Below are 18471 nucleotides of genomic sequence, written 5' to 3'. Positions count from 1 at the left end.
AAAACGTTAAGGAGATTGTGAGATGGAAGTAAGTAACTGGACTGTGCATGAGTTAACCAATGAGAAAGATGCATTACGGATTACAGATTTCTATCTTTCACCCCTTTCTTTCGATGACCAACGTCATACACCGGGTGAGTTAGATCATTTCCGTCATGCACCACTGCTTAGCTTGTCTCAGCGCAATCACCGGCATTGGTATATTGAGAACGAGTCGGGTGAGATTATCGCCGTGACGAGCTGCAAAGAGAATGAGCATCAATCTGGTGGATTTCTCTGGGATTACTTGGCTGTTCACCGTGAGTATCGCCGACATGGATTTGCCAAGATTTTATTTCAAACGTTAGAAACATTTGCCCGTTCAGCTGGTGGACGTTACATTTTGACCTACACGTGCGATTTGCAGGAGTATCTTCCTATTCAAAAAATGTTCCATGCCAATGGCTTTGAACGCATTGGTACCTATCCAAATTATTACTATGAAGGTGAAGCTAGACTAGCATTTTATAAACCACTGTCCCCTTGACAGATAGACTAATAGATTGGACCTGATGATATGCAAGGAACCTTAAAAGGGTGGATGGGGCTGCGCACAGAAGACAGTCGTAAGCTTTGGATGATGCTGCCGATCTTTTACTTTAGCGGTATTGCGGAATCCTTGAATTACACGGCGTTCATGGCACTTTTTAATCAGCGCTTCGGTGTGCAATACTTGCCCTATATTTATATGGTTGAAGCTGCTATCATGCCGCTCGAAGGCTGGCTCCTAGCCAAATTGGCGAATCGATTGCCGAAAGCTAAGATGATGACGACGCTCTACCTTATTATGATGGGACTTCTCTTCCTGAATGGTGTTGTGCTCCTAGGATTTAAGCTAGGCAGCATCGACTATCGCTACTATTATCCGATTCTTTTTCTCTCTTCTAACTTTGTTGTAAGGCAGCTAACCTTGCTCCTGTGGAGCACAGCGTTTGACTTGTGTCCGACCCAACAGGCGAAGCGACTTATGCCCGTTTTCATTGCTGCTACAACGACGGGTGGTATTACCGCAGGTTTGCTGGCGCATCAATTAGGCAAACTGCTTGGCACGGAAGCCGTGTATGCACTCGCACCGATTCTCATGGTGTTCGGTTTCGTTTTCTTCCGAAGAGCACTCCTGCGATATTTAGTTCCGCTCACCTTGAAGGAAGATAAGAGACTGGATAGGGTTCAGTCCGTCTCCCCCTCAGAGGAAGAGAAGCAGCCAACTTCCGGCTACTATGCAAAACAGATGCTGCGCAGTCCCTTCCTGCTGTGTGCGGTTGCCCTGATGACATTGATGCCGGCCGTTTATTTTATGATGGAGTATCAATATTTTACGGCTGCTGAATATAAGTTCTCTAATGAAGGAGATTTGACTTCGTTTTATGGCTTAATCACAGCGATTCAATTTACCTTCTGTTTATTGATACAAACGGTGTCCACTCGCTTAATGAACTGGTTAGGTGCCAGTAATATGCTGTTGGGCATCACGGTCATCTTCCTTGGCGGTTTTGGCTTCACAGCGTTATTCATGAACCATTCGCTCGGATTGGTCATGGTTTCGGGGTCATATGCGGTGTTTTATATTTTGCTGTACTACATTGCAGAGCCGTGTTATCAGCTCTTCTTCAAAATGATGCCAATCTCCAAAAGGGATGGCTATCGTTATTTCGCGCAAGGGGTTGCAGCTTCTGGCGGTATTCTCATTGGCTCGCTAGTCTCGATGCTATACTCGTTTGGTCTTCTACAATTGTCGCCCCTGGCGTGGATAGGTGTGGGAATTGCCGGAGTTCTAGTCGTCGTAGCGTGGTTCGGCCGGAATTTATACATTCGTGAATTGGTCAAAAGCGTTCAATCTCTACACGGGGATTTATCCGAAATTGCGGGCTCTTTTATCGGGGGCATTCGCAGCTCCAAAGCCTTATCGGCTATTCTCGCCTATCTGAAGCATCCGAATGATTATGTGCGAGAACTAGCGCTAGAAATTATCGGAAAAGCGAAGGATTCCGCATTCTTGCCGCATTTGATCCAAATGATTGGGGAAGAGAGCTCGCGGATTCGCATTGCCGTATTACGTGCGATGAACTTGCAAGGTGCCACGATTCAAGATCTCGTGCAGGTCGCCTCATTCTTGGAGGATGAGGATCCAGAGGTTCGTGCGGAGTGCGTGAAGTTGATTTCCAAGGCAACGCATTTGAAAAGTCAGTCCCATTTCTTTATCCGTGTGAAGCTATTGGATACGCACCCGAAGGTCGTGCATGAAGGTGTCAAAGCGCTGTATGCGCTAGAAAGTGAAGAAAGCTTCGCGGCTTGCGACGAAGCGATTATCAAAATGCTAGATACTGGCGGCGAATGGGCCGTCTATGGGTGCCATACCGTAGCTGATTTGAAGCTGCATACGTACGCTGCATGGGTTGTTACTTTACTTGATGAAGAGCGTCCTGCTGTTAAGGTGGCAGCTGCGCATTGCATCGGTAAGCTTCAGCATGTGGAAAGCATCCCCATGATGCTGGGAATGGTGTCTATGGCGGATCAGGAGTTGCGTAAAGCCATACTGCAAGCGTTTGTGGATATGGGAGATAAAGCACTGCCGACCTTACTGGAGTATAGTCACCATCCGAATCCATTCATTTGGAACGCGGTTGTAACTACACTCGCTGAGCTATTGGATGAAGGCAGACTGCATTCCTTGCTCGTTGAGCTATGTGCCCAGCGGCTGCAGGCATCCACCCAAGAACGTGCATTGCCTGCTGCGCTTGAGAAGCTTGGCCTAACAGGTCTAGCTGAATTGGCGAAAGAACGATGCGGCGAGTTGCATGAAGCACTCATTGACGGAGCCTGGGCAGTCATGGCTAAGCTCGTTGACGAGCGGATCATCATGACGCTGCGTGAAGCTATTTCAGACGAGAACATCGAACTTCGTGAGAACGGCTTAGAGGTTCTTGCGGAAGGGCTCGGAGATCGTAAATTAGCCTATGCGTTATTAGATCAGTTGAAGCAACAACGCATGACTGAGGTTATGGAGGAATTACAGCCGCTGGTGCTGCTTCAAGAGGCAACAACATGGTCGGATAGCTGGCTCAAGGATATTTCCATCTACGCACTAAGCGCATTGGAGCGTGCCCATATGAAAGAAGAACGTAAATTTTTAACCATGTTAGATAAAGTGATTTTCTTGAAGCAAGTCAGCTTATTCGCGGACTTGTCTGTCGATGAGTTAGGCTTAATTGCAGGTATTGCGACCGAAGAAGTCCACGAGGATTTAACATACTTGTTGCGGCGGGGAGAATCAAACGCAGCCATGTATCTCATAATTGAGGGGCATGTTGAACTAAGCAATGAGACAGGTGTTGGAGAGACGTCGACGATTGGCGTTCTGGGACCTAAGCAAGCGGTTGGTGAAACGACTGCGTTAGATGGCTCTCCGTCATCTGTTACCGCACAGGTTATTTTTGATGAGGTACGAGTTCTTACCATGCAAGGAGAGAGCTTGTCGCGCTTAGTGAGGTTGTATCCGGAGATTGGAATCGGGATGCTTCATGCATCAAGTGCAAGAGTACGATTGCTGGAGAACATGCTGTTGAAAATGTCGTAGGAGTGATCGTCTTGGGTATGGAGTCCATCGTATTGCGCAACGATTTACAGGAGCTAGCGCGTCTAGCAGCCTTTATCCAAGGCTTATCAGGGCCATTCAGCATGGATGATAAAGCTTTGTTTCAAATCAATTTGGTTTGCGATGAGCTCATAACAAACATTATTCTATACGGCTACCCATCTGATCAAAAAGGGATGCATACGATTCGCCTTGATGTTGAGCAAACCCTCGATGGTTGGGAACTTTGTTTGAGTGATCAGGGAATTCCTTTTAACCCACTTCTTAAACCGAGTCCCCGCACCGACCAGAGCATCGAGGAACGCGGGATCGGGGGTCTCGGTATCCACTTTGTTCGACAAGTCATGGACGAACTTCGGTACGAACGTTCGAATGAGGAGAATGTGCTTCTAATGAGAAAAAATCGGATTCAAGAGGAGGGTGTTTCATGATAATTACTGAGCAGGTGCAAGGTGACATTGTGGTAGTAAGCTTACAAGGCAGATTGGATGGGAATACATCAGCAAGCTTGGAATCGGCGTTCGCTAAGTTGGTGGAGCAAGGCAAAGGCAAGTTCGTGTTTAATCTGCAAGGACTGGATTATGTCAGCAGTGCAGGACTAAGAAGCTTACTGTCCGCTGCCAAGATGGTTAAGGTCATTCAGGGCAAGCTTGCGCTAGCTCATATGAATGAGCAAGTGAAGGAAGTTTTTGATATGTCGGGTTTTAGCAGTATTTTCAAGCTGTACGACACGGAAAATGAAGCAGTTAATGCTATTAATTAATTCGTATGTGTAAGTAAGACATGAGACAACACAAAGGAGCTGAGCTGGATGGAGATCGTCATAGGCGTGCTTGTTATCCTGTGTCTAATGGCTGTCATCCAGTGGCAGCGTGCACAGCGAAAGCATCAAGTCGCCGAGCTAGAGCTTGAGCGGACGATGCAGCTTTTTGATGTAAGCTTGGAAGTGAACTCAACGATTCGCAAACAGGATTTGTTAGTCAAAATCATGGAAACCTCTTCCCGCATTATGAACGCGGAAGCTTCGTCCGTTATTTTGGTCGATGAGGAGAAGGGGGAACTGTTTTTCGATCTAGCTCTTGGCGCCAAAGGTGACGAGGTACGCGAAATTCGCCTCAAGATCGGCGAAGGTATCGCAGGCTGGGTCGCACAGACAGGGAAGTCGGTCAAGATCGACGATGCTGCGCGTGATGAACGCTGGTCGTCCAAGGTTGCGAAGCGTGTCGATTATCCTACTCGCAACATGCTCTGCGTTCCACTTGTCAGCAAGGGGAAAATCATTGGTGTGCTGCAGGTGCTAAACAAACGAGGCGATACACCGTTCACGGAACGTGACTTGCAGTTGTTGGAATCGATTGCTTCCCCAACAGCAGCCTCACTAGAAAATGCCATGCTGTATGATGCGCTTGAGAAGTCGGTACATGCCTTGAAAGTTACGACAGCAGCGAAAGAACGCATGGAGAGTGAACTGCGTATCGCAACGGATATTCAGATGGGATTTCTACCTCGTAAGATATTAAGTATGCAAAGTCGTTCTGCGGATGGTGAAATCGGAGACCTTGGCGGTGAGATGCTTATTCGTGTTCAAGCGGAGGCGCAGGCAACGATTCGACCCGCGCGTGAAGTAGGCGGAGATTTCTACGATTATTTCCGTATCGACGAGAATCGATTGTTTTTCGTGCTTGGCGATGTCTCGGACAAAGGAATTCCAGCGGCTCTCTTCATGGCGGTAACGATGACGCTGCTCAAAGGAAAGATGTCTGTGGAGTTGACACCAGGGGAGTTGCTTACGGCTGTCAATCAAGAGCTGTATAAGGATGATTCTACCATGTTTGCGACAATTTTTTGCGGTGTATTAAACGTAGCTACCGGTCAGCTGCGATATAGCGATGGCGGTCATTGCCCACCATACATTGTAAGGGCGAATGGTGAGGCTGAGCTTTTGAAAGGGAAAAAGGGTCTTCCGCTCGGTGTTATAGACGATATGTTATATATGGATAACGAGACTATGTTAGCGCCAGGAGATCGCATTATTCTGTATACGGATGGTATTACAGAGGCGGAGGATCACATCCAGAACCAGTATGGCTTTGTCCGCCTTAAGGATGTATTGGAACGAGAGAAGTCAAGTAAGCCTGAGCAATTGCTGAGTCAAATGGTGCAAGATGTGGATCGGTTCGCAGACGGGGCCGTGCAATCCGATGATATTGCAGTACTAATTATAGATCGCAATTTAATTCCATAGTAAACTCCGCTGCATAGCGTTGTGATATAGTTAATGAATAGACTTCTTGCACGGAGGGACGGACATGTAGACGTGCAAATCAGGGTTGAATGAAGGTTTCCATCAAAAGTTCGCTAGGAGGGTTATGCCATGCAAAAATCCCATATTAACCGGCAACCAGATTCTTCTTTGCATACAAATCACAAAAGTACGAAAACAAATACACCTGCATCATCCGATCTGATGAACATCCAACGAGCTATTGGCAATCGTGCTGTGGGCAATATGTTGAACATCCAGACCAAAATGACCGTTGGTCCAGCTGGAGATGCCTATGAACAAGAAGCGGATCAAATGGGGAAACAAGCGGCGGACCATATTGCTGCTGCAGAGAGTGGTGGCGGATCAAAACCAGATGTACAGCGCTCAGAAGGCGGAGAGTCAGAGGATGAGGAACTGCAGATGAAGCCATCGACCGAGTCGATTCAGCGCTCAGAGGGCGGGGAGTCGGAGGATGAGGAGCTGCAGATGAAGCCATCAACCGAGTCGATTCAGCGCTCAGAAGGCGGCGAGTCGGAAGACGAAGAGCTGCAGATGAAGCCATCGACCGAGTCGATTCAGCGCTCAGAGGGCGGGGAGTCGGAGGATGAGGAGCTGCAGATGAAGCCATCAACCGAGTCGATTCAGCGCTCAGAGGGCGGAGAGTCGGAGGATGAGGAACTGCAGATGAAGCCATCGACCGAGTCGATCCAGCGCTCAGAAGGTGGAGAGTCAGAGGATGAGGAGCTGCAGATGAAGCCATCAACCGAGTCGATTCAGCGCTCAGAAGGCGGCGAGTCGGAAGACGAAGAGCTGCAGATGAAGTCATCGACCGAGTCGATTCAGCGCTCAGAAGGCGGGGAATCGGAGGATGAGGAGCTGCAGATGAAGTCGTCGTCCGAAGGCGGCTTTGAAGCTGGTGAAGGAATTGAGTCGCAGATTAAGGCGAAACAAGGCAGCGGGAGTAAGATGGATGCAAGCATTCAAGCGAAGATGGAATCAGCGTTCAAAACGGATTTCAGCAGCGTAAATATACATACGGATTCAGAATCAACAAAGATTAATAGATCTTTAGGCGCAGAAGCATTTGCTACGGGAAATGATGTGTTCTTCAGGGAAGGCCGATACAATCCAGATTCACGCGAGGGGCAAGAACTGCTTGGTCATGAATTAACGCATGTTGTGCAACAGCGAGGCGGTAAGTAAAGCGAATAAGCAAGAATTTATATCATGAAGGAGCTTGGTAGAGATGCCGCAAGGAAAACAAGTCCAGACCAAACCAGTGAGCCCCTCGCATCAGCAAACGCAGCAAACACTATCGGCTCCAACAAGTACGAGTACCTCACAAATGTCTCCTATGGGGACAAACATCTTTATGCAGATGCAGCGTACGGTTGGCAATCGCGCAACACAAGCTTACGCGAATCAGGTTATTCAGCGTAATCCTGCTCCGCAAACACAAGTGCCGGCGCCCACTGTGGCGCCGACAGTGGCCTTCCATCGCCGCAGGTCAGGTACAGCCATTCCGCCAAGGCCTATGGCACCTACTACTAAACCGACTACAGTGGCGCCGCAACCGCAGACAACGACCCAGACCCCAACGCCAACAACGGTAGTTGCGCCAACGGGAACGACCCAGACCCCAACGCCAACAACGGTGGTTGCACCAACGGGAACGACTCAGACTCCAACGCCAACAACGGTGGTTGCACCAACGGGGACAACCCAGACACCAACACCAACAACGGTGGTTGCGCCAACAGGGACTACCCAGACCCCAACACCGACAACGGGGACTACCCAAACACCTACACCAACAGTGGTTACCCCAATTGTGCCTTCTGCTTCTACATTGCATCCGACAGGTGACGATACCAAGGATAATGCAGACATGATTTCAGGCGTTGGCGGAACTTTCTCCGACAGCTTCGGTAAACGTTCCGATGATTTTAAAGAATCCTACGATAAAACGAAGGATGCAGGAATGGCTCAACAGTCGGCTACGATGGGTGCAGTAGCATCGACTGCAGATCTTGTGAGCGGGCCTTTCCAAATCATGAGCGCGATTCGAGAGACGCTCTCTGTCTCAGGAGATACGAACCGAACGGGTCATAACAAACGTTGGCAGTATGCAGGCACAGGAACGTCAATGATCGAATCAACCGGTAAAATGGTGAGCGGTGGAACTGGTTTAGTGGATAAGGCTGCCAAATCAACAGGGCATACCAAAGGGATTGGCAATTCTTCCACTGCCAGCGATTATACGGGTACCGTAGCCGAAGCGATCTCCGCAGTGAAAAATACCATTATGGCTGTCAAAGCCATTTACGATATGTACAGTAAGCACTCCGAAAATGGCGGCCTCGACAAAGGCGAGAAATCAAAAGGCGTTCTCGAGATCATTAGTAACGCAGTCCAAGCTGCCCAATCTGGTGTCAAAGTGGCGAAAGGCATCATGGAAATCATGGAGACGAGTACGGCTAGTTTGACTGCTGTTATACCGGGTGTTAGCATTGCCGTAAGCGGTGTGAAAATCGCCATTAAAACAATTGACGTAATCAAGGCAGGCTTAAATCGCAGAGCCATGACGGCGGTGAAACGTGATTTTAAAGGCAAAGCAGAGTATGCTGATATTCTCAAAGAAAAACGCTGGTATACACGAAATGCAGGAGTAGACGCAGCGAAGCTAGCTGCGAAGAAACTTCAATTGAACAATGATATTGCGACAGGTGATCCAGCTAAAGTAGCAGCAGCTAATCAGCAACTCGATGAAATCGCTCAATATGAGTTAGCGAAAGAAATGAAAAAAATTAACGTGAAGCGGACGGACCGAGGCGCTATTCAAATTGGGCTTGAACTTACGAAGATTGCTGCGGATATTGCGACACTCACTGGGGTAGGTGCTCAAGTAGGTACGCCGCTGAAAATCGTTGCTTCAGGTATCGGCGCTGCTATGCCAATTGCCAGATCCTTGAAGCAAGCTGGGCGTGATCGCGCATCGAAAGCAGGCGCTTGGGGAATTACTAAGGCAGTCTTCAATGCGGATAAATCAACCGAGAAGAAGTTGGAAAAGCGTGCGCATGATACGGATCTTATTTTTGATATGTTCTCGAAGCTTCCATTATATGACGAAAACGATACAGCTGTCGTTGCACGTTACAAACACGTAGAAACCTTTGTAGAAGCTGCTGGTATCAGCATTAAAGCTTTGTATCAGTTTGAAAATGATCCAGCTAAACTTAAAGGCGCCATTGTTGAAGCAATGGGCAAGAGAGAATAGGAGATTGAAGCGATATGTTGACTGAGCTTGCACATGCGCGCCATCTGGCGCAATTAGGGCAATTGAAAGAAATTCTGGATGGGGCAGAGCTAGCTACGAATTTGCTAGAGAAATCCGAAGCGATCCCGCTGCATGTACTGATGGCAGGATTTCAAGAGGATAGTCAAGGAAGAGATCGTTTCCTTCATTTTAGCTTTTTGCCATTAAACGACGAGGAAATCGTTGCGATTCAACTTCTTCAAATTTACAGCACAATGCCATTTCATCTGCAAGCAGGTTCCCGTGAAGAGGTAGCCGCGCTCTTGCTCGAAATAAATACACGCTTGCCAATCGGTCACTTTGGGGTGAATGAAGAAGGCGAGATCCACTATCGTTATGTGTATAGCCTATCGGCTTCACGCACGTTCGAAAGTGATGAAGTGTTAGAAATCCTCACGTTATTCGTCTATATGTGTGATATGTTCGGTGAGCACATCGAGCAGGCTGCTAGCGGTGAAGCCAAGGCAGAGCAGGTTATTCAGGCATTAAGAGCATAGCTATGGACTAGATAAAGACCTCCAAACCAATAATTTGTGGTTTGGGGGTCTTCTCTATGTGGACATGGACTTACAGAAGTGAGCTGAGTCGAATATCCAGTCTTGCTGCCACGCCTGCGGGATTGCCTACACTGCGGGGTCCGCCAAAGTTGAAGGCGATGATGACGATATCATTACGGCCGCGTCGTAGAAATCGCCTTACATTGAAGCTGCGTCCAGGGTTGAAGAAAGAAGGCGTGTTCTGTGGCGCGTCATAGACCAAGGGTACGCCGTTGATGATGACAACTGCGTAGTTATCAACGGATAAGAAAAGAGAAGCGCTCAGAATAGATCTTCGTTGCGATAGCGTGAAACGTGTCGAAATGACCGCATTCTCACTGCTAAGGTTGCCAGAATACCAAACATAGTTGGCGTTGGCAACTGGTATCCATCCGGGGTCACTCGGAATAACTTGAGCATTGAACCAAGAGTTATCTGTACCAATTGAGATGGTTGTTTGGTTCGGAAACAAGCGGCCTGCTCCTGTTTTGCTGTGCTTCTTCAGTTGAGTATGGTATAACAGCATAGCTTTCGTTTTCGGGATACCTGCGCTTCTCGGAAGTCGAACAATTCTACTCGGTTTTCCTGCGATACGTTGTTTTTTATTCATCTCGCCATCTCCTATCAGGATAATAATGCTTACCAAACTATTCTATGTTTGATGGATAGAATTGCATGGGTTGATAGATGATAGAGATATTAAAATGTATGAGAACCCAATTATCACGAGCGCAGGTAGAGGTATTACGAGCGTATATGCTAAGTGAGGAAAGCCCTAAGTCCAACCGGACTCAGGGCTTTATCATTTCCTAGGAAATATTTCGACTTATTTCACCTTGTTTTGCAGCAACTCGACGAACTGCTTGCCCACATCTCCCATTTGACCGCCGCCTGCAGGTCGATTGCCGCCACCGAAGCCGCCGCCACCATTTTGGCCACCATCTCCTGTATTACCGCCACGACCAGCACCATTCGGTCTTTGGCCGCCAGCTTGTTGGCCTGCTCCGTCTGTGGTATTCGCTTTAGGCGTAGCAGAAGCATCTGGCGCAGGAGATGCAGCCCCATTGTTAGAACCACCGGTACGATTGCCTGCTCCCTGGCCATTTTGCCCACCATTGCCTTGTCCGTTTGGACCACCGAAGCCGCCGTTACCACGATTACCCATGCGAGTTTCAGCATCCGTTAGGAAAGTCTTCTGGGCATCTGTCAGATTTGCTAGTAGTTTCGTTTTATTGTCGTCGCTGAGTTCATTCTTCGTGACGATTTCTTGAGCGACAGGAAGCATAGCTTGCGCTTGTTCCTTCGTAATGGTCAAACCATCTGATTTGTCCATCATGGTTAGCATTTGAAACGTGCTGAAGAGTTGCCTTTGTGCAGGATCCATCGCAGGGCGATTTTGTTGGTTATTCTGTTGGCCATTACCTGCCGCATTCTCCGTTTGCTGTACAGGCTGTGAGGTGCTAGCCGCAGCGCTTTGAGTGTCAGATTGATTCCCGCATCCTGCGAGAAGAATGGGGATCAAGATGCATATGCCTGCTAGTTTTTTCATTTTCATACGTGTATGTATCACTCCTATTTTGGGTTTGTCCACGTTGCCATTGTACGCTGTTAATATGAAAGAATAGCGAATAAATGCTGAAAGATAGCTTAAAATTAGTGATTATAGATTAGTCTTCCGAATAGTCCGAAATCGCCGAACTAAATCCACAGTCTGCTTCTATAAATCTCAATTAGTCCGAAAAAACCGAACTAAATGGCTCGAAACAACTCTCCCACAAGAAAAATACGTAAATAGTTCGGTAAAATCGGACTATTTGTACCTTTTCGCAAGAAGTTCGCGATTTAATTCGGATAAATCGAACTAATTGGACGTAGAGGCACCAAACCAAATAACCCCCCAAGAACGTCGAATATTCCGACGTTCTTGGGGGTTCCAATAGACCGCCAGAAGGCTACTCGCGACTGAAGTGCGCAGGACGTGCTAAGTGTGACGGCAGCTTCGTGTGCATGTCCCCTTTGGCGGCGTTCACTTGAAACTGAGTAAGGAACAAACTGTCGCTCAAATCTGCCCCGCTCAAGTCGGTGTCTCTGAAATCGGCTCCGATCAGGTCAGCTTTTCGCAGATTGGCACCTCTTAAATCAGCTGCTATGAGATAGGCACCACGCAGATTGCTGGCCCTTAGATCAGCGCCTTTCAACTTGGCGCCGATGAGGTCCGCCCCTCTGCCGTAGGCCTTACGGCGGCCTTTGGGGATAGCCAACTCACGCAGACCTGCTTCGCGTACAAGCTCGCTAGCACGAAGCAGCAGAACATTCACAGCGGCTCGATGCTCGTTAATGTTCACACCACATAAATCCTCTGGCGTGAGGTTCGTGAGCCGTTCGGTTTCTGTCAGCGCAGCACGAACATCCTCGTGGACGGGACTAGCTGCCTGCAAGGTCAAGGCTTCTGTCAAATACCAGAGCAGCTCATGAAGCTGGCGCATCAGCGGAAATACTTCATACATCTGCTTCGCGGTTTCAGGCGCTTGGCGCCAGTCCTGGCCACCGAAGGTGCTCTGCGAAACCTTCTGTCCCGCACCGAAGCAGTCATACACGGTGCATCCGCGGAAACCAATCTGGCGAAGCTGGGTATGCACACCGCAACGGAAGTCGGCTTGCAGGTTCGTGCAGGGCTGTCCAGCAGCTTTATCATTAGCGAAATCCGTTGAAGCCGCGTAAGGCAGTGCAACACAACATAAACCAAAGCAGTTCTCGCAGTCTCCTTGCATATGTAGGCGGGTATCCGCCGTTGTGATTTCTGAAAATTTTTCATTTTCCAGCATAAATGAGATTCTCCTTGTTCGTTATCCTTTTTACATTATACAATGAGGAGAGCAAATGTACGAGTAAGGTGAGAGGGTGACACCCATGAGCACATTAACGAAAGCTATTTTAATCGCATCGAAGGCCCATGATGGTCAGGTAGACAAAGGGGGCAGCCCCTACATTTTACACCCCATTCGTTTAGCTAGCAGGGCTAAATCCACAGAAGAATCTATTGTAGCTGTCTTACATGATGTTGTGGAAGATTCGAATGTTACCCTATTTGATTTGAAGAAAGAAGGTTTCAGTCTACCAATCCTTGAAGCGCTAGATTGCCTTACGAGAAGGGCAGATGAGCCGTATGAAGGTTTTATTAAGAGAATCAAAGTAAATCCATTAGCTTCGGTTGTGAAGCTCTTAGATTTAGAAGATAATTGTGATCTTAGTCGAATTGAACATCCTACCCGTCAAGACTATGAACGAATTGATAAGTACAAAAAAGCGATAGCCGAATTAAAATATGGAAGCTGACATCTTAGGATGTCGGCTTTTTTTGTCGAAAAAGACTTGGAGAAGAGGGACACCAATCGACATACGAAATGAGCTATATACAATATGATAAACGTATGAGTACGAGCAGACCATATGAAGAAAGGGTTGATCGCCATGAACAACATCAGAATATCCTCAAAAGGTATCGAAAAAGCGCTCCGTAAGTTTGATTATTTGCAAGCTATTGCCGAATACATTTGGAACGGTTTCGACGCTGAGGCTACGGCGGTAGATATAACTCTTCATAAAAACATACTAGACGGCGTGGATCAAATCGAAATTGCAGACAACGGTTATGGGATTAAGCTCAAAGATTTAGAGGGGAAGTTTACGCCATTCTATGAATCGGAGAAAGCTGTGGATCCAGATAAACGGGGGAGAACAACTTCGGCGATGCATGGTAAAAATGGAATAGGACGCTTAACGTTCCATCATTTTGCTTCGGAAGCGATCTGGCAAACCACGTACGAGGATGGTCTCCTGCTCAAGAATACGTACAAGATTCATATTCAAGCCAAACAATTGGATGCCTATCACGTGACCAAGTCGGAACTAACTGACAAGGAGAGAGGGACGACCGTCACATTTAATCATATCATCAAGGAGTTCGTGATTGAGGATTTTCTAGCATTTTTGAGCAGAGAGTTCGGGTGGTTCTTAGAACTGCATGCGGACAAGCCCTACACAATTCGTATTGATGGTGAACCGTTGAACTACGCTAGCTTGATCGCTGAAAAGGAAACCTTCCTATCTGTGCATCCGATGTCGCAGACGAAATTTCGAATTACGTATATTCGTTGGGAAGATCGTATGAATCATGAGTATTCGAAACTGTATTTCATAGATTCGAAGTTGAATGAGCAGCATAAGCAGCCCACTACGTTTAACAATAAAGGGGATTCCTTTTACCATAGTGTCTATATTCAGAGTAAGTTATTTGATCAATTTGATTGGAGTCATGAGGAGTTGAGTGGGCAGCAGTCGTTTACATTCGGAGCGAGCCGCAAAAGTGATGCTTTTCAATATCTGTTGGATGAGCTGGGTACATTCATTAGTGAGAAAAGGAAGCCGTATCTGCGGAAATTATCCGATGCTGTCATCAAGGAATTTGCGGAAGCGAAGGCATTTCCGACGTTCACAGGTGATCCTGAGGCGGCAAACCGCCGGGAGGAGCTCGAAGCTGCGATTCGTGCGTTGTGCCATGCGGAGCCCAAAGTATTTGCGCGATTAAATCCCGAACAGAAGAAAGTGCTTGCTCACCTGATCCACGCCGTAGGGGCCGAAGAACGACAATGGTTGATGGCTGCGCTGTGAGGTATAATGTGGTGATGAGGTGGTATAAACTGTGAGATGAAGCTGCGTCCTCAAAGGGGGCGGCTTTTTTCCATAGGCGGTCTGACGACGGATTCTACAGGATTCTACAGGTTTGATCTCGAATACATGGATACAGCATGTTTGTCGGACAGATAATGGCTGCATTCCGACCTGCAATGATAACGAGTAAAGGAGCCTTACCATGAACAATCCCGCAACAGGGCTGCATCACATCAAAGCTATGGTTGAGAAAAAAGTGACCTGGCTTGAGCTATTCTACGACCTGCTCTTTGTTGCAGCGGTTTCCAAAGCAAGTCATGTCTTGGTACATGTGCATCACGGTACGATTCCGCTGGAGTACTTAAGCAAATTCGTTCTAATTTTTGTCCCGATTTGGTGGGCCTGGGTGGGGCAATCCCTATTTGTCAATCGATTTGGAAGGGACAGTACCTCGCACCGCGTGTTCCTCATTCTGCAATTATTTTTCGTATTAATTATGACGGCGAGCCTATCGGTCGATTTTGATAAGCATTTCGTTCCTTTTCTCATTGGCTACCTAGGTTTGCGAGCGATGACGGCGATTCAATATTTGGCTGTACACAAAAAAGAAGAAGATCATCGACGGAACACTGCCCGTTATCTAGGCAGCCGTTTTTGGATCGGGTTGGCGATTTCGGCACTTTCCCTCTTTTTCGACTCATGGATTCGCTACGCGGTGTTGTATGCGGGTATTATGGTGGATATTGTGCTTCCCTTATTGGGGAGGAAATACTTGGTAAGAAGCCCGATCAATACACATCATTTATTAGAGCGGTTCTCGTTATTTACGCTGATTCTACTCGGAGAATCGGTCATTAGCATATTGACCGTCTTGCAGTCGAGTGACTGGACATGGCGATCCGTCCTATTTGCTTCAATGACCTTTCTACTCATCATTGCGATGTGGTGGCAATATTTCGAGAACGTCGAGAAGAAAGTGAACAAAGACCTTGAGACGGCAGGGCAGACGATCATCTATGGCCATTTATTTATCTATTTATCCCTGTGCATGATGGCTGCTTCCATCCAGTTGTTATTCTTGGAACAGCTAAACTATGGGTTTATGTTAAGTTTTATTTTCGGTTCTGTGCTTCTGTACTTTTTCTCAACATCTCTTGTCTTTCACAAATACAGACATCCACATCAACGATTAAAGGTAGGGCATCTAGCCGTATTTCTAGGATTACTGGTTGTCTTTCTTGGCCTGGATTTGATATTCCAAATGCCGAATTACGTAATTATCGGAGAAATGATGTTATTTTTTGCCGTATATGCGAAGGGAACGACTTAAGAACATATCTGGAGGGGAAGTAGAGATGCGCATTGAACTGGATGCTGATCTTACACTTAAAACGCTTGAACCCAAGGATGCCGAGGCGCTATTTGCTCTCACCGACAGCTGTCGAAATTACTTGAGAGAATGGTTGCCTTGGGTGGATGCGACGCAGCATAGCGATCATTCAAGAGGTTTTATCCAGCACTGTCAAAATCAAGAGGCATCCAATCATGGTATCACTGCTGGCATTTGGTTCAAAGATCAGTTTGCAGGCTGCGTTGGATTTCACCCGATTAGTTGGGCTAATCACAGTGCTAGTCTAGGCTACTGGTTAGGAGAAGGATTCCAAGGTCACGGTATCATGACACGGGCTTGTCAGTGGCTAGTAGATTATTCGTTTAACGAATTGGGCCTGAACCGAGTTGAAATTAGATGCGGAGATACCAACTTCAAGAGCCGAGCCATTCCAGAGAAGTTAGGGTTTACAAGAGAAGGTCAGATTCGGGATGCCGCATGGCTGTATGATCATTACATCGACCTTATTGTGTATGGCATGCTGAAGCGTGAGTGGAGGCAAGGTTAGTTGTTGGTATGAAAAAGCAGGTTGCCTCGGCAACCTGCTTTCTTATACATCCGGCTATTTCGCTGTATTCATGACATCCCAATCCTGCTGTAAAATTATTCGCTCAGCGACTTGGAAACTAATCGTTACATGATTCATGCCTGGCTGAAGTGGATGGTCCAATGACAGATCATAGAGTCCATTGTTATAGCTCAAGTCATAAAGGAATTTCATCGCAGCGCCTGATTCAGCTGCTGGGGTTTCGTCCATATCTCGGTTCTTAATCTTAATTTGCAAAGTTGGTTTGATGCTATTGTACTCCAGGTACCTATTTTCATAGACAAGCCCTGATAGATGAAGTTGATGATCAACAGTTTGAGAAGGTAGTTGTGAAAGATGTCCAATTTTATACAACTGAGAACTTAGTGTGACAACTTTGTTATTATCGTAGCCCATGGTGACGCTCGTGGTTGCCCCAAACAATGTCCTTATATCAGTAAGACTCAGATAGGGCGAGCCTTGATCATTAGGGGAATCCGGTGAAGACGCGAGCTTCAACTGTTTAGCTAATTTACCGTCCCAGAGAGTTCTAACTTGCGGCTCACCTGCTTTTATTTGAAAAGCATAGCGGGATTCGTTCTTTAACGTCCACCAGCCCGCGACATCTGGCCCAGTTAGATCGAAGTGATAGATGCGTGCCAGAAACGCAGTATCTAGGAACGGTTCACCTTGCTTATTATCGTATCCGATAGATTCATTGCCGAAAGTATAGGCACCTGCCTCGTTTTGATAGAAAGCACCTTGGTAGGAAGTATCACTCTGGATAACCATATCCGATTCGCGATCCTTCAGAGTCACCTTATCCATATAGGTTGAAAGTTGGATCCAAGCTTTACCGACGAATGAATTAATTTGGAACCAACGGACGCCATTCGGGTCGGTCCATGCAGCAAGGGGATGAAGCGTTTGTGGGCCGATCTGTCCATGGTTGAGTATGATTCCTGTATTCGGATATCGAAAAAGCGTCGTGACAGGAGAGTTAAGCTGTATCGTTGCGGTCTCCGCGACAGCATCTTCTGGTTCAGCAAACTTAGGATTAAACCAACCCTCACCCTGCGCGGTGCGAACGTGATACCAATCGCCGTCATAGCCATAGTTCGTGATGTACTCGTTGTACGTTTTCTCAAAGGCAGGTAAGTCTCCTGTAAGAATCAACTTGGGCTCATCTTCGTACTGGGAGGAAGGATACGTATATATCGCACTTGGTTGTGTTCGCCGAATGATTGTCGTGTCGGCTACAATCGGTTGTCCGGCACCTAGTGCCCATTTCACGCCACCATCTGTGTCAAGCTGATAATAAGTTCCGAGCAATGAACGGAATTTACCAGTTACATGGGCAAATTGTTTCGATAGTGTCCCATCTGTTCGATACGTCAGATAATCTGATTGAGGCTTAAGGTTATAGTAGGTATTTGCATAATAGCTCATTTGATCTGCTGGATGGAGGGTACCGATCTGGTCTAGATTCAAATGAATCCATTGATCCCCTAACCAGGTTGTGTGGATTTTGAGCCACTTCTTCGGATTATAAACTTCGCCTGTACCCGAGCTATTCCGGAACCAGCCTTTTTCCGCGTCAACGACGTTGACCTCTTGTGGGGAAAGAGCTGCTGTACGTTGACTATTTTCCGACGGCTTCGCATAAAGAGGCGTCTCGCTCATCAAATTGATTGTTGTTGGGGGCGGGGCATCAAATTGCCATGGAGCGGTTTTAATCCATCGATCTCCCATGTCGGTATGAATTTTCCACCAATTCCATCCCCCTGACCAGTGAATCTCAGCTTCAATGACCTCAACGGTCTGGGGAGCGAGTGCCCCCTCCGCTTTATTCAGCAAAGCATTCGGTATGGCATAGTAGGGGATATCCTCGAGTAAGGTTAGCTGTTTGGGGATATGGATCCCATCTGCGACTTCCGTTGGTGTATCTTCATATTCATAAGCGTTTCCTGTAGGAGCTCCAAGACTACTTTGTAAACCAATAGCTACAATACCTAGTGCTATCATCTTTTTCCACATCGTCTGTCACTTCCTTATTTCGATTATTTCAATCACCTAGTATGTTTTACTATAAAATGGATAATAAGTTGTGCAGATGCGCTCAAAAAGGCACC

General features: G+C 47.1%; 16 protein-coding genes. 12 read left to right on the top strand and 4 right to left on the bottom strand.

Features of this window, described 5'->3' with window-relative positions; all coding sequences use genetic code 11:
- Positions 1-22 precede the first annotated feature (22 nt).
- From AC58PV_RS05160 to AC58PV_RS05125, 8 genes are all read left to right on the top strand, one after another.
- Positions 23-526: a GNAT family N-acetyltransferase gene (locus tag AC58PV_RS05160; protein WP_497431199.1), complete on the top strand. Its 504-nt coding sequence runs from the start codon at positions 23-25 to the stop codon at positions 524-526.
- A gap of 30 nt (positions 527-556) precedes the next feature.
- The gene (locus AC58PV_RS05155; RefSeq protein ID WP_497431198.1) at positions 557-3616 is read left to right on the top strand and encodes an MFS transporter; all 3060 of its coding nucleotides are present in this window, start codon (positions 557-559) and stop codon (positions 3614-3616) included.
- A gap of 17 nt (positions 3617-3633) precedes the next feature.
- The gene (locus tag AC58PV_RS05150; protein WP_497431197.1) at positions 3634-4065 is read left to right on the top strand and encodes an ATP-binding protein; all 432 of its coding nucleotides are present in this window, start codon (positions 3634-3636) and stop codon (positions 4063-4065) included.
- The gene (locus AC58PV_RS05145) at positions 4062-4397 is read left to right on the top strand and encodes an STAS domain-containing protein (RefSeq protein ID WP_497431196.1); all 336 of its coding nucleotides are present in this window, start codon (positions 4062-4064) and stop codon (positions 4395-4397) included. The genes AC58PV_RS05150 and AC58PV_RS05145 overlap by 4 nt, the downstream gene beginning before the upstream one ends.
- A 48-nt stretch (positions 4398-4445) precedes the next feature.
- Positions 4446-5879 carry a PP2C family protein-serine/threonine phosphatase gene (locus AC58PV_RS05140; protein WP_497431195.1) on the top strand — a complete coding sequence of 478 codons (1434 nt, stop codon included), beginning with the start codon at positions 4446-4448 and terminating at the stop codon, positions 5877-5879.
- 129 nt (positions 5880-6008) lie between these two features.
- Positions 6009-7103 (top strand): eCIS core domain-containing protein, encoded by a 1095-nt coding sequence (locus tag AC58PV_RS05135; protein WP_497431194.1) that lies wholly within the window; start codon positions 6009-6011, stop codon positions 7101-7103.
- Positions 7104-7146: 43 nt separating this feature from the next.
- On the top strand, positions 7147-9177 hold the full coding sequence (locus tag AC58PV_RS05130; protein ID WP_497431193.1) for a hypothetical protein: 2031 nt from the start codon (positions 7147-7149) through the stop codon (positions 9175-9177).
- A gap of 14 nt (positions 9178-9191) precedes the next feature.
- The gene (locus tag AC58PV_RS05125) at positions 9192-9713 is read left to right on the top strand and encodes a YbjN domain-containing protein (protein ID WP_497431192.1); all 522 of its coding nucleotides are present in this window, start codon (positions 9192-9194) and stop codon (positions 9711-9713) included.
- 70 nt (positions 9714-9783) lie between these two features.
- Here the strand turns inward: AC58PV_RS05125 and AC58PV_RS05120 are convergent, their stop codons facing one another.
- The 3 genes from AC58PV_RS05120 to AC58PV_RS05110 form a co-directional block, all read right to left on the bottom strand.
- On the bottom strand, positions 9784-10362 hold the full coding sequence (locus tag AC58PV_RS05120; RefSeq protein ID WP_497431191.1) for a hypothetical protein: 579 nt from the start codon (positions 10360-10362) through the stop codon (positions 9784-9786).
- Between the two features lie 216 nt (positions 10363-10578).
- Positions 10579-11307, bottom strand: coding sequence for a hypothetical protein (locus AC58PV_RS05115; protein ID WP_497431190.1), 729 nt, complete (start codon positions 11305-11307; stop codon positions 10579-10581).
- A gap of 397 nt (positions 11308-11704) precedes the next feature.
- Complete coding sequence (locus AC58PV_RS05110) at positions 11705-12577, bottom strand: pentapeptide repeat-containing protein (RefSeq protein ID WP_497431189.1); 873 nt, start codon at positions 12575-12577, stop codon at positions 11705-11707.
- Positions 12578-12662: 85 nt separating this feature from the next.
- Between AC58PV_RS05110 and AC58PV_RS05105 the strand changes: the two genes are divergently transcribed.
- From AC58PV_RS05105 to AC58PV_RS05090, 4 genes are all read left to right on the top strand, one after another.
- Positions 12663-13088, top strand: a complete 426-nt coding sequence (locus AC58PV_RS05105) for a GTP pyrophosphokinase (protein ID WP_497431188.1) — start codon at positions 12663-12665, stop codon at positions 13086-13088.
- A 114-nt stretch (positions 13089-13202) separates the two neighbouring features.
- Positions 13203-14423 carry an ATP-binding protein gene (locus tag AC58PV_RS05100; RefSeq protein ID WP_497431187.1) on the top strand — a complete coding sequence of 407 codons (1221 nt, stop codon included), beginning with the start codon at positions 13203-13205 and terminating at the stop codon, positions 14421-14423.
- 241 nt (positions 14424-14664) lie between these two features.
- The gene (locus AC58PV_RS05095) at positions 14665-15753 is read left to right on the top strand and encodes a low temperature requirement protein A (RefSeq protein WP_497431384.1); all 1089 of its coding nucleotides are present in this window, start codon (positions 14665-14667) and stop codon (positions 15751-15753) included.
- A 25-nt stretch (positions 15754-15778) separates the two neighbouring features.
- Positions 15779-16321 (top strand): GNAT family N-acetyltransferase, encoded by a 543-nt coding sequence (locus AC58PV_RS05090; protein ID WP_497431186.1) that lies wholly within the window; start codon positions 15779-15781, stop codon positions 16319-16321.
- 54 nt (positions 16322-16375) lie between these two features.
- Here AC58PV_RS05090 and AC58PV_RS05085 read toward each other — a convergent pair whose 3' ends face one another.
- On the bottom strand, positions 16376-18376 hold the full coding sequence (locus AC58PV_RS05085; RefSeq protein ID WP_497431185.1) for a hypothetical protein: 2001 nt from the start codon (positions 18374-18376) through the stop codon (positions 16376-16378).
- Between the last annotated feature and the right edge of the window lie 95 nt (positions 18377-18471).

It is taken from the genome of Paenibacillus sp. J22FR83 (assembly GCF_059691955.1).
This window is presented reverse-complemented; position numbering and strand designations above follow the sequence as displayed.

Excerpts from the sequence above, each read along its gene's own strand:
- AC58PV_RS05160 (WP_497431199.1), top strand. The coding sequence starts at position 23 with ATGGAAGTAAGTAACTGGACTGTGCATGAGTTAACCAATGAGAAAGAT.
- AC58PV_RS05155 (WP_497431198.1), top strand. The coding sequence starts at position 557 with ATGCAAGGAACCTTAAAAGGGTGGATGGGGCTGCGCACAGAAGACAGT.
- AC58PV_RS05150 (WP_497431197.1), top strand. The coding sequence starts at position 3,634 with ATGGAGTCCATCGTATTGCGCAACGATTTACAGGAGCTAGCGCGTCTA.
- AC58PV_RS05145 (WP_497431196.1), top strand. The coding sequence starts at position 4,062 with ATGATAATTACTGAGCAGGTGCAAGGTGACATTGTGGTAGTAAGCTTA.
- AC58PV_RS05140 (WP_497431195.1), top strand. The coding sequence starts at position 4,446 with ATGGAGATCGTCATAGGCGTGCTTGTTATCCTGTGTCTAATGGCTGTC.
- AC58PV_RS05135 (WP_497431194.1), top strand. The coding sequence starts at position 6,009 with ATGCAAAAATCCCATATTAACCGGCAACCAGATTCTTCTTTGCATACA.
- AC58PV_RS05130 (WP_497431193.1), top strand. The coding sequence starts at position 7,147 with ATGCCGCAAGGAAAACAAGTCCAGACCAAACCAGTGAGCCCCTCGCAT.
- AC58PV_RS05125 (WP_497431192.1), top strand. The coding sequence starts at position 9,192 with ATGTTGACTGAGCTTGCACATGCGCGCCATCTGGCGCAATTAGGGCAA.
- AC58PV_RS05120 (WP_497431191.1), bottom strand. The coding sequence starts at position 10,362 with ATGAATAAAAAACAACGTATCGCAGGAAAACCGAGTAGAATTGTTCGA.
- AC58PV_RS05115 (WP_497431190.1), bottom strand. The coding sequence starts at position 11,307 with ATGAAAATGAAAAAACTAGCAGGCATATGCATCTTGATCCCCATTCTT.
- AC58PV_RS05110 (WP_497431189.1), bottom strand. The coding sequence starts at position 12,577 with ATGCTGGAAAATGAAAAATTTTCAGAAATCACAACGGCGGATACCCGC.
- AC58PV_RS05105 (WP_497431188.1), top strand. The coding sequence starts at position 12,663 with ATGAGCACATTAACGAAAGCTATTTTAATCGCATCGAAGGCCCATGAT.
- AC58PV_RS05100 (WP_497431187.1), top strand. The coding sequence starts at position 13,203 with ATGAAGAAAGGGTTGATCGCCATGAACAACATCAGAATATCCTCAAAA.
- AC58PV_RS05095 (WP_497431384.1), top strand. The coding sequence starts at position 14,665 with ATGGTTGAGAAAAAAGTGACCTGGCTTGAGCTATTCTACGACCTGCTC.
- AC58PV_RS05090 (WP_497431186.1), top strand. The coding sequence starts at position 15,779 with ATGCGCATTGAACTGGATGCTGATCTTACACTTAAAACGCTTGAACCC.
- AC58PV_RS05085 (WP_497431185.1), bottom strand. The coding sequence starts at position 18,376 with ATGTGGAAAAAGATGATAGCACTAGGTATTGTAGCTATTGGTTTACAA.